Here is an 11,472-nt window from a genome sequence, read left to right as displayed (position 1 = left end):
GGGAAAAAATCTCTGTTTGTTAGCACACACGGCATTTCTATCCGAGGGCGACTTTGGCGTTATCCATCAATGGGTTTCTTTTATGTCAAACTAAAGGCATTTGATTGCCCAACACCCAATATGCACAACACCAAATTTCCAGTCCAGGCCAACCCAGGGTCAGCAGAAGACCATCAATGGATGCAACTTGCACTGGCACAGGCTAATTTGGCTGCTTTTGCCGGGGAAGTGCCAATTGGTGCCGTGGTAGTGCAGGGTGGCAAAGTAATTGCGAGCGCGCACAATGCACCAATCTCAAAAAATGACGCTTGTGCGCATGCTGAAATTCAGGTTATTCAACAAGCCTGCCAAGCGGTTGGTAATTATCGCTTGGGTGCGCAAGCCACAATGTATGTGACCTTGCAACCTTGCCTGATGTGCTTGGGTGCCATATTGCACGCACGAATTGGCAGGGTGGTGGTGGGTTGCTCACAATCGCGATACAACAGCGATCTACGAAACGCTTTAAAGGCCTTCGAGGAATCTCAAGCATGGCACCCGTGCAGTTTCGAAACAGGCTGCATGGATACTGAATGCGAAACGGTGTTGACCAGTTTTTTCCAGAATCGACGCAGACAGCGCGAACAATCCATCCGTGAACTGGCCGGTTTGATGCACCTTCCCAATGTCAACAAGGAAACCATTGTTGAACTTGCACATTTGGGATACAGCACGCCAGAGGATTTTCTGCAGCTTGGCCTTGAAAAGGTGGCAGACGATTTGGCATTGCGTGCCCGAACATTGAAAGACACACAGGCAACGCAACAGGCGGCGATATTGGCCAGTTTGTGCGATTATTTCAAAGGCGAGCCAGTGCGCTCGTGGAAGCAATATTTGTAACCTTGAGATCCCATTGAGCCAAACCAAGACCATGCCTTTGAACAAAGCGGTGATGTTTTCACCCAGCGGTGCGCTAATCGACGAAGCGTTGCTGGACCGTGCATGCGTTCAATTACAGAACCTTGGGTTTTCCATTTCAGAGATACCGCAAGCCCGCCAACGCGCGCAACGGTTTGCCGGCACGGAAGCCGAAAGAATTCACGGTATTAAACAAGCCATTGAATTCGAAGAACCAGCCTTACTGATGGCCACGCGTGGCGGATATGGTTTGAGCCGCTTGCTGCCACTACTGAGCTTTACTGAACTTGCAACACAATTAAACGCAAATAGGCACGTTCTTTGTGGGCACAGCGACATCACCAGTCTGCAATTGGCGTTGCTGCATGCAGGCGCAAAACCTGAATCCTTGCTGCACGGCCCCATGGCGTGTTTCGATTTCGGGGCGGAGCAGGGCGCAGACCCACTGACTTCAAACCACTTTCTAAGCGCAGTGAAGGGTAAGCAAGTTGAGATTGACTGGCAAGCCGAAGGCTTCGGGGTTGCAAAAATTGCCAACTGCGAGATAGATGAGCTTCACATTGAAGGCCCGGTGTGGGGCGGCAATTTGACGCTGCTGTGCAGCTTGGTGGGCACACCTTGGTTGCCCACAATGCCTGGCGGAATTCTGGTGCTGGAGGATGTAAACGAACCCGCCTACAAAATTGAGCGTATGCTGCTTCAGTTGCTGCACTCTGGCGTTCTTGCGCAGCAAAACGCTGTGGTGCTGGGTAACTTCTGTGAACCAAAACCTGGTGTTCATGACAACGGCTACAACCTTGCCAGCGCTGCGGAGTTTGTTCAAAACCAAATGGGCCGGGTTCCACTGTTGATGAACTTTCCCTTTGGACACTGCACCCCAAAAGCATGCTGGTTTCAGGGCGGCACAGGGCAGCTTACTTTAAGCAATGAAATGGCTGCACGCCTGACGCAGAACCTTTCCTAGAAGCGGCAGCCCATCCACCCGCACTTTGGGCATGTATAATGCCCCCTTCGTCAAAAATCACTGAAATTTCCAATACTTATGCTCACCGCGGTCAATATTACGATGCAGTTCGGCGCAAAGCCGCTTTTTGAAAACATCAACGCAAAATTCGGCGACGGTCACCGCTATGGCTTGATTGGCGCGAACGGCTGCGGCAAGTCCACATTCATGAAAATTCTGGGTGGCGACCTTGAACCCAGCAGCGGCAATATTGACATTGATCGCCATGTACGGCTGGGTAAGTTAAGCCAGGACCAATTTGCTTTTGAAGAGCACCGTGTGCTGGACGTGGTAATGATGGGCCACAAGGAAATGTGGGCTGCAATGACCGAACGTGATGCGCTGTACGCCAACCCCGAAGCCACCGATGAAGATTACATGCGCGCCGCCGACCTAGAAGCGGTGTATGCCGAATTTGGTGGCTATGAGGCGGAATCACGTGCTGGTGAACTGCTGCTTGGCGCAGGTATCCCGACTGAACAGCACAACGGCCTGATGAGCGAAATTGCACCGGGCTGGAAACTGCGTGTGTTGTTGGCACAGGCTCTGTTTTCCAAACCCGATGTGTTGTTGCTCGACGAACCCACCAACAACCTCGACATCAACACCATTGCCTGGCTTGAAAACGTGCTGAACCAGTACGAAAGCACCATGATCATTATCAGCCACGACCGCCACTTCCTGAACGAGGTGTGCACGCACATGGCCGACCTGGATTACGGCACGCTGCAAGTGGTACCCGGCAATTACGATGATTACATGTTGGCTGCGGCCCAGGCGCGCGAACGCGCACAGGCTTCAAACGCCCGCGCCAAAGAACGTATTTCTGATCTGCAAGACTTTGTGCGTCGATTTGCAGCGAACAAGTCAAAGGCTCGCCAAGCCACGTCACGCCAGAAGCAGATTGAAAAAATCAAGCAAGACACCGTGATCCTGAAGCCGTCTTCACGCCAGAATCCGTTTATTCGTTTTGAACAGAAAAAGAAAATGCACCGTTTGGCGGTGGAGCTTGAGAATGTCAGCTTGGCCTACGCTGACAACAAAGTTATTCGAGACTTTTCCATCATGGTGGAAGCAGGTGACAAAGTGGGCATTGTGGGCGCCAACGGCGTGGGCAAGACCACATTGCTTAAGCTACTGGCCAAGGCGCTTGAGCCCAGCTACGGCGAGGTGAAGTGGTCAGAAAACGCAGACTTGGGTTACATGGCCCAAGACGTTAGTGATGAATTTGACACCAAACTAAGCCTGCGCGAATGGACAGAACGCTTTGCCCAAGAAGGCGATGACGATCAGGTTATTCGCGGCATTTTGGGGCGCTTGCTGTTCAGCAACGATGAAATTACCAAAGAAGTAAAAGTGTGTTCCGGTGGCGAAAAAAACCGCTTGGTGTTTGGCCGCTTGATGCTGGGCCGCCACAACGTGCTTCTGTTGGATGAACCCACCAATCACCTTGACATGGAATCGATCGAATCGCTGCAGTACGCGATTGAAAAGTTTGATGGCACGGTGTTTGTGGTGTCGCATGACCGTCAGTTTGTTTCGGGCATTGCAACGCGAATTTTTGAAATGCGTGAAGACGGTATTACGGACTATCGGGGCACCTACGAAGAATACCGCGAGAGCTTGGGTCTGGCATAAAGGTGATGGGGTGCGTGTGGCGGTTTGAATGCCGAATCACCTCGCCTATGCAAGTCTTCTGATTCCGGCTTAGTGGTTCTGGCTTGGGGCATGCGAAACGCAGAAGCGTCTTCGCATCGATTGCTCCGCAATCGCCCCGCGCTGCGAATCAACCGGGAAGCCTTGCTAAATTCGGCAAGGCGATGCAGCACACAAACCTCTCGCGCACACAACAAGTCGCTGATCTGTTTTCAGCATTCGCGAAGTTCGCATTGCCCTCATTACGCCTTCAAGAAAGTCTGCCCGTTTGAATTCACACGCCGCGTTCGGCTGCAAGCCGACACATTGCTTGGCCATCAGTTTTGCCAAGCGATGTGAGTCAGTGTGAATTTCAAAAAGGGAAATACAGACTTTCAGGCGGAGGAGGGCATGCGACTTCGCGGATGCCAACTAATGAAGCGGGATGCGACTTCACAAATGCCAGATAGAAAACTGGCATGCGTCTCCGCGAACGCATTCAAGCAACCGGCTTTACTTTCGCCGCAACACGCTTGGCTTTCGCTCGTGCTTCATCCACGTCAGCATCGCGCGCCAAGGCCACACCCATGCGCCGCTTCACAAACGATTCAGGCTTGCCAAACAAACGCACATCAGTGCCCGGTTCCGCCAAGGCATCGGCCACGCCCTCAAAAGCAATGCCTTCCTTGTCCATACCACCGTAAATTACCGCACTGGCACCCGGCGTTTTCAGGCTGGTGTCCACTGGCAAACCCAAAATGGCGCGGGCATGCAATTCAAACTCGTTTTGCCATTGAGTAATCATCGTCACCATGCCGGTGTCGTGCGGGCGGGGGCTAACTTCAGAAAACCACACCTCGTCGCCTTTCACGAACATTTCCACGCCAAACAAACCCGTTCCACCCAGCGCCGTGGTTACACGATCCGACATTTTTTTGGCTTCATCCAGCGCTTTCGTGCTCATGGCCTGGGGCTGCCAACTTTCCACATAATCACCGCTCACCTGAATATGGCCCACCGGTTCACAGTAACTGGTTTCAATCGCGCCACTTTTTGGGCAACGGCTGCGCACTGTCAGCAAGGTAATTTCATAATCAAATTCAACCACAGATTCAACAATGACTCGGCCAGAATTCACGCGACCCGCACTGCCTGCATAATTCCATGCGGCTTCCAGTTCGCTGGAATCATCCACCTTGGATTGGCCTTTGCCGGAAGACGACATCACTGGCTTGATAATGCAGGGGTAGCCCACTGGCTTGTTGCCACCAATGCCTTTTTCCACAGCCGCTTTCAACGTGTCGAAGTCGTCTGCAAATGCATAGTGTGAACAGCTCAGCTTCAATTCCTCCGCTGCAAGGCGGCGAATACCTTCGCGGTTCATGGTTAGCCAAGCCGCGTTGGCGGTGGGCACCACACGCACCACACCATCGGCTTCAAGCTCTTTCAATGCAGGGGTGGCAATCGCTTCAATTTCCGGCACTACAATGTGCGGTTTTTCTTGCGCAATCAAGGCTTTCAGTGCATTGGGGTTGGTCATGTCAATTACATAAAAGCGATGAGCAACCTGATGGCCAGGCGCGTTCGCATAGCGATCCACTGCGATTACTTCTACACCCAGACGTTGAAATGCAATGATCACTTCTTTGCCAAGCTCACCGCTGCCCAACAACATCACCTTTAGGGCGTTGGTGGCCAATGGCGTACCGAATTGGGTCGGAAAATGAATCTTGATCATAGAAAACGCTCGCTAATACAAGTCAATTAATTAATGGGCTCATGGGTATCATGATTGTGTGAATGCGATGCCTCATCAAAAAACACCACCAGCAACACCAACAGCACCGGGCCAATAATCAGCCCCACAATACCCATGGTAATTACGCCACCAAACACACCGAACAAAACGGCCAGGAAGGGCAAGTGGGTGCCGCCCTGAATCAGCAAGGGGCGCACCAGGTAATCGGCAACCAATACAACCAACATGCCGACAGTGACCAACACCACAGCGTCGGCGCCGTTGCCACTCAGAAACAGAATCATACCCAACAAAGCCAGTAAACCGGGCGCGGCCATTGGAATAAAAGCAATCAATGCAGTGGCGGTGCCCAACAACACCGGAGCGTACACGCCACAGGCTGCAAACAACACGGAAAGCACAACCGCTTCAGCGAAGCTGACTATCACCAAGCCGTTGACTGCCGCGCGAAGGGCAGGGGGCATGTGAGACACATAGGGCTTCCAGCGGGGCCCTAGCCAATCGCTGCCAATGCGGTTCATTCGAATACTGATCGATGAGCCATCTCGATAGAAGAAAAACAGCACCCACAAGGCAAAAAACAGCGTGGCCACCCGTCCCAACAGTTCAAGCAATATGGCTGATGCAGTGCCCTGTACATCGCCAAGCCGCTGGGTCAGCGTATCGCGCAGCAGCCCTGAAATTTGTTTTGGAACACTTAAATACTCTTTCCAGCTTGCAACCAGCAACTCGCCAACAATCGGAATTTCAGGCAGCCAGTTAGGGACTTCCACGCCAGCCTCGTCAGCCATTCGCAGGAAGGTGGTAATTTGCAAGAGATCTTGAACCATGAACACAATCAAACCGATCATGGGCCCTACCAACAAAAATGCAACCACCAAGGTTGTAAGAAACGCTGTGCCGTTGGGTTTGCCCGGAAAGCGCCCACGAATACGACAGTGCAGCGGCCAAAATGCAGTGGCAATGATGCCTGCCCACAAAATAGCCAACAGGAAAGGTGACAGCACTATGGCCGCGCCAACCAAAATCAAGACGGTAAACAAAGTGCTGATCAGCGACTTCGGTTGTTTCAGATGTTCTGCCATGTCAGCCAGTGGTGCAGTGCACGCGTTATTTGTAGTCTTGTTTGTGGTTCAATCATTGTAGCAACGCATGAATTACAAATCGATAAGCCCGGTGTTACTCCAACACCCTCATTCATACCAACTACGAGATCTTTCATGAAATTGAACAAGCAATTGCACATCGCCCTGTTTGGAAGTGTTTTAGGATTACTCACCCCAACAGCGGTTTATGCCGACCTATGCGAGAAAACACCGGCCGCGAACCTGAACGCAGTGAGCAGTGAAGACGTAGACAACGACATGGTTCGTTTGAACTGGCAGGTGCAAATTCAAGCTGGTACTGCCAATGAAGCAATGAATGCGATTAACACGGTGCTGGAAAAGTCGATCAACAACCTGAATAAAAACAAAGACATCAGCAAACTAAAAAACAATATCCAGACGTATCCGCAGTATGCAAAAGACCGCAAAATTCAAAGTTGGCAGGGTGTGGGTTCGCTGACATTTGAAATGCCTGTGCAAGCACTGAAAGCCCAAAAAAACCTGAATGTGGCCGACGGGCTAACCTTAAGCAATCTGGAGTATTTTCCCAGCGACGCCCGCATTGAGCAAAGCCGTGAAAAGTTGTTGCAAAGCGCGATGAAGGAGTTCCAGGACAAGGCCACCGTAGTCGCCAAAGGATTTGGCAGCAGTGGTTACACTTTGGGTGAAATCAGCATCAATGATGAAAATCAGGGTTCACCGGGTTACCCCAGAATGTATGCAGCTTCTGCAGACATGATGAGCAAGGGCATGGAAGTTGCCCCCGCTGCAGGATCAAGCAAATTAAGCGTATCGGTTAATGGGCGCGTTTGTTTGAAACCGTGAATCGGTAAACACGTGCAGAGTTAGCAGTTTCACCAATTTCGCTCTCGGGCGCACTCGGTGTTTCTGCCTGCGATTGTTCGGCTGAAGAATCAATCAAACGCAGGCCATTCTGACGAAGTGGGGCAGGGCTTAACTCCTGCTCCAGCTTGTTTACTTGCTCACGCAGCTTCCCAAACGATTCCCACATCAACTTCGACGATTCCATCGCAGATTGCAGTGGGCTTTTCGAGCGCTGGCGAACCATTCGAATTTTGAACAAGGTTTGCTCAAGCGCAAGTCGCCGTTCAGGATCTACGCTGGCCACATAACCTTCCAGCACTGCTTCGCGCCGCTGTTCAAATGCTATGGGGTCCACCTGATAAAGGTCGGCCCATTCTTTGAAATCAAAATGTGTCATGGCTGCTCCTTGCTGTGCTTGATTAGCTCGGCTTTGTTGCTGTCTTGATCATCGATACCCATCAAAAACGCATGCACTGCTTTTTGTAGAGTTCTTAATCGCGTAGTTTTTAGGTTAAGCTCATGTTTAAGAGCTTCGTTCTCTTCCATGAGTCTGTCAACCAGCGCGAGAGTTTCAAATTTCTTTCCCAAACTTTCTACCCTGTTCACTTCAACGCTTGAATGGTGGCCCATGATGACTTTTAATAATGGTATTAATGTTTGTACTGCGAAACCATCGAAATGGTTTTAGTGAGACACCTCAATAAATAAAAAGAAATGATGACAACTACCTCGCTGACTTCACGCAAAATCTGGACAGTGTTTTGCTTCACCTTTGTTGTGCTTTTGTTTCCTGCTCAAGCCCATTCCAGCACTCAAGCAGAACAAAACACGCGTTGCGAGACCAGCTTTGGGAAAGACCCGGTCATTACCACAGTTGAAACCTGTCGCCTGGAACTTGCTGGTCCAGTTACCCGAGCAAAGCGAATCGCCATTCTTGAAACTTTGGGCAAAGCGTATTTGGCTCAAAACGAAGCCGACTTGGCCATTTCTACCTGGCATGAAGCAAGCCAATACACCAAGCCCGATCGCAATGACCTTGCCACCGCTGAGTCTTGGACTCGACTTCAGGTGCTGATTGGCCAAACCTATGCGCAAGCAGATCAACTGACCAAAGCAGAGGCACAGTTCAAAAAAACCTTGAACACTGTAGAACAATCAATCGGACGCTATTCTCTGCCTGCCGGCATTGCGCAAGACGCGATGGGCACCTACTACGCGCTTCAAAACAAACCGGAAGAGGCTGAAACCGCCTTCAAGCAGTCGCGAATTGTGTATGAAATTCGCTTGGGCAAATTGAACGCCCGAACCCTGGAAACACGAATGAACCACGCTGTAGGCTTGCTTGACATGGGCAAAGAAGCCGAGGCGCTGGAAAACTTTCAGGTGTTGGGTGAAATCATCAATACCTCACCGCAATACGAAAAAGCGCCAATTCGTGCGGAAATCTTGACTTTTCTAGGCACTCTGCAAATGCGCGGCGATCAACTGCAGTCCGCAATTGGCAACTACAAAACCGCCTATGAGGTTCGAGAAGCGGCATTTGGCCCCAACGACATTCGAACAAGCCAGTCTTTAAATAACTTGGGGGTGGTGTTGTACAGGGCAGGGGACTTGAACCGGGCGGAAATCGCGCTGAGCAAAGCTTATGTAATCAGAAATGATTCACTGGGTGGTCAAGACCCACTCACATTAAGCACCCAACGCAATCTTCAAGCTGTTATCGCTGCGCAGAACGCAGCGAAAAACAGCACATTGAGCAGCGACATCAAGCGAAAATAAACTTGATAAAGCTCAATTTTGAGCAGTTACGGCTTGGTAGACCGCACCAATTTACGGTTTGCCTTGAACGACTTGAATTCATACACACCCACCAACAAGACTGCAGAAAATACGCAGCCTAGCGCGGCAAGAACGCTTGGGCTAGCCACTTCATAATTGATGTAATCAACCAAACCATGAACCAGCATGGCCGCTGCAATCAACATCAACACCAAAACACCAGGATAAGAACGAAGAGCTTTCATACGACACCTCTCAAAATTTACTGCATCAATTGCTGACCTATGAGTCAACAACTGAACTTTACCATTGAGCAATGTCACGTATTGGAGCCGTACTTCTAACGTTGTATTTCAGCAAAATCATCAAAAACAGCAATCCGAACAGACTCAAACTGCCACCACCACCTGTGCCAACAGTTCCACCCGTTCCGCCAAGGTTGCCTGAACTCCCATCAGAGTCAGACCCACCCACGACGGAATCACCAAATTGAAGAGCTGGGCCGCCCACACCTGCTGCCGCGCCGTTAATTAATGGGGACAACAAACTGGCCAGCAAAGTAGGGGAGGTAGCCCCCTGATTCTGAACCACCACAGAAGCAACTGCAGCTCGTCCATTCGAAGTTTGAGCACGCAAATCGAAACCCAATACCCCCGTTGGTGCAGTGATGTCCGCTTGCAAGCCAGCCACTGAAAGCACTGGATTTGCCACAGCACTGGATGATTTGATGACATTAATTAAATCAAACGACATCGCAGACACTTCCTGACCCATCGAATTGGTCGAACCAATTGCCGAAAAAGAACGGCTTTGACCGGGTGGAATCACATTCCCAGTATTGGAAAAAAGATTGGTCAAGCCGCCCGACGCAACCGAATTCACAAGATTCGCAACATCTAACATTCCCGCGCCACACAATGAAGTGGTGCAGTTACATTCCACCCCTGGCGCGGATACATTACAAACCGGCCGATTGTTCATCGAAATGAAGGGGCGGGCAGTGAACCTTAAAGCGTTTTCAACATCGCTAACGCTGGCGGCGGGGTTCAATGACCAATACAAAGAGGCAGCGGCGGCTACCATTGGGGCAGAAAAGCTGGTGCCGATTTTGGTGTTGTAGGTGTTGGTTAATGGTGCGTTCAGACCTGTGTTGCTTGCGCTCCAGATTGGAAAAGCTGCATCGCCACCGGGTGCAACCAGCTGAATGGATGAACCAAAATTACTATAATTGGCCTTCAAACCTTCCTGGTCAATCGCCGCAACGCCAAAAGCCCCTGGGCAATTTGCGGGTGAATCAACCGTGCCGCCGTCGTTACCGGCTGCCACGATAACCAAAGATCCGGCCTGCCGAGCCGCCGCAATCGCAGCACCTTCAATAGGCGCCACACAAACGCCCTCGGCACCGAGGCTTAAATTAATGACTTTGGCGGGGAAAGGATTGGACGGCACACCAGGCACACTCAAACCCGCAGCCCACCGAATACCGTCGGCCAAATCAGTCGAAAAACCGCCACATTTACCCAGCACACGCACAGGTAAAACAGATGCATTCCAGTTCACCGAAAATACACCTTCGGCTGGAATGGGGTTGCCAGCCAGCAAACCGGACACAAATGTACCGTGCCAACTGGAACGCGACACGCCACTGCAGGCAGAATCAGCAGCCAGATCAGTAGGTGTAACCCCATCGCCGGGATCAGTGGGATCAGCATCGCGACTATTGCCACCGGTGGACTGCCCATCAGCACCAATCAAGGGGTCCGCAACAAAATCATAGCCCGGCAGCAAATGCCCCTGAAGCATGGGATGGGAAGGCAGTACACCCGTGTCTAGAACTGCAACAACAGTGGGCGCACTGCCGTGGAAATTGGCCCACATTGCGCCTGTGTTGATGGACGCGGCTTGTACAGAAACATCCTGATGAAACCAAGATCTGTTTTGCCGGGTTAGATCAAGCGCATTCAACAAGCCAACAAGAGGCGACTGGGCATGCAATTTTACCCGTCTATCCACAGCTACCGACCGAACCATTGGATCCGACAACAACCGTAAGCGAAACTGCTCGGGGTCAGCCCCAGGCGTGGTGTTCACGACCGCAGCACGTTCACCGAACGGTCGCACCAATGACAACTTCTTTTTGTGCGTTGTGGAAAGCACTGCCAGCTTTTCCAGCAATCTTGCTTCGCGGACGTCGGCTGATTCTGCGGAGACCGGTAACTGAGTTTGCGCGGATGAATCCTTAAACTCGATCACCCAACGCTCAGCCGCATTGGCAGACGTGGAAGCAAGGAAGAAGAGGCAAGCGATCACATGGGTGGATACTGAACGAAACTGCATGAAAGGCCCTGAATGCGTGTGCATGTAGATAGTACTTAACGAGGCATGAATGCAGATTCAATTTATATTAGTTTACATAATACAAATTATACGACAATTATAGATAGACGCTAAAAGGGGTTACCTCGAGT

The 11,472-nt window shown here is 51.1% G+C and carries 11 protein-coding genes; 5 read left to right on the top strand and 6 right to left on the bottom strand.

Going from position 1 to position 11,472, the window contains the following annotated elements; all coding sequences use genetic code 11:
- The first annotated feature begins 69 nt into the window (after positions 1 to 69).
- The 3 genes from NSP04_RS09855 (at position 70) to NSP04_RS09845 (ending at position 3,538) form a co-directional block, all read left to right on the top strand.
- Complete coding sequence (locus NSP04_RS09855) at positions 70 to 879, top strand: nucleoside deaminase (protein ID WP_257512158.1); 810 nt, start codon at positions 70 to 72, stop codon at positions 877 to 879.
- Between the two features lie 13 nt (positions 880 to 892).
- The gene (locus NSP04_RS09850; protein WP_257512157.1) at positions 893 to 1,861 is read left to right on the top strand and encodes an LD-carboxypeptidase; all 969 of its coding nucleotides are present in this window, start codon (positions 893 to 895) and stop codon (positions 1,859 to 1,861) included.
- Between the two features lie 78 nt (positions 1,862 to 1,939).
- Positions 1,940 to 3,538, top strand: a complete 1,599-nt coding sequence (locus NSP04_RS09845) for an ABC-F family ATPase (protein ID WP_257512156.1) — start codon at positions 1,940 to 1,942, stop codon at positions 3,536 to 3,538.
- Between the two features lie 496 nt (positions 3,539 to 4,034).
- On the opposite strand, the gene purT is transcribed toward NSP04_RS09845, so the two are convergent.
- Positions 4,035 to 5,273, bottom strand: a complete 1,239-nt coding sequence (gene purT / locus NSP04_RS09840) for a formate-dependent phosphoribosylglycinamide formyltransferase (RefSeq protein WP_257512155.1) — start codon at positions 5,271 to 5,273, stop codon at positions 4,035 to 4,037.
- Positions 5,274 to 5,299: 26 nt separating this feature from the next.
- The gene (locus NSP04_RS09835) at positions 5,300 to 6,379 is read right to left on the bottom strand and encodes an AI-2E family transporter (protein WP_257512154.1); all 1,080 of its coding nucleotides are present in this window, start codon (positions 6,377 to 6,379) and stop codon (positions 5,300 to 5,302) included.
- A 135-nt stretch (positions 6,380 to 6,514) separates the two neighbouring features.
- Here NSP04_RS09835 and NSP04_RS09830 point away from each other — a divergent pair, with 135 nt between their 5' ends.
- Positions 6,515 to 7,225 carry an SIMPL domain-containing protein gene (locus tag NSP04_RS09830; protein ID WP_257512153.1) on the top strand — a complete coding sequence of 237 codons (711 nt, stop codon included), beginning with the start codon at positions 6,515 to 6,517 and terminating at the stop codon, positions 7,223 to 7,225.
- Here the strand turns inward: NSP04_RS09830 and NSP04_RS09825 are convergent.
- Both NSP04_RS09825 and NSP04_RS09820 read right to left on the bottom strand, forming a co-directional pair.
- Positions 7,197 to 7,622, bottom strand: coding sequence for a DUF3135 domain-containing protein (locus tag NSP04_RS09825; protein ID WP_257512152.1), 426 nt, complete (start codon positions 7,620 to 7,622; stop codon positions 7,197 to 7,199). The genes NSP04_RS09830 and NSP04_RS09825 overlap by 29 nt on opposite strands.
- Entirely contained in the window at positions 7,619 to 7,771 is a 153-nt protein-coding gene (locus NSP04_RS09820) for a hypothetical protein (protein ID WP_257512151.1), read from the bottom strand. The genes NSP04_RS09825 and NSP04_RS09820 overlap by 4 nt, the downstream gene beginning before the upstream one ends.
- A gap of 168 nt (positions 7,772 to 7,939) precedes the next feature.
- Between NSP04_RS09820 and NSP04_RS09815 the strand changes: the two genes are divergently transcribed.
- Positions 7,940 to 9,004 (top strand): tetratricopeptide repeat protein, encoded by a 1,065-nt coding sequence (locus NSP04_RS09815; RefSeq protein ID WP_257512150.1) that lies wholly within the window; start codon positions 7,940 to 7,942, stop codon positions 9,002 to 9,004.
- 26 nt (positions 9,005 to 9,030) lie between these two features.
- Here NSP04_RS09815 and NSP04_RS09810 read toward each other — a convergent pair whose 3' ends face one another.
- Together NSP04_RS09810 and NSP04_RS09805 are read right to left on the bottom strand one after the other, a co-directional pair.
- On the bottom strand, positions 9,031 to 9,249 hold the full coding sequence (locus tag NSP04_RS09810) for a hypothetical protein (protein ID WP_257512149.1): 219 nt from the start codon (positions 9,247 to 9,249) through the stop codon (positions 9,031 to 9,033).
- Between the two features lie 58 nt (positions 9,250 to 9,307).
- Complete coding sequence (locus tag NSP04_RS09805; RefSeq protein ID WP_257512148.1) at positions 9,308 to 11,341, bottom strand: S8 family peptidase; 2,034 nt, start codon at positions 11,339 to 11,341, stop codon at positions 9,308 to 9,310.
- Positions 11,342 to 11,472: the final 131 nt, after the last annotated feature.

This window comes from Limnobacter parvus (genome assembly GCF_024623725.1).
GTDB lineage: Bacteria > Pseudomonadota > Gammaproteobacteria > Burkholderiales > Burkholderiaceae_B > Limnobacter > Limnobacter parvus.
This window is presented reverse-complemented; position numbering and strand designations above follow the sequence as displayed.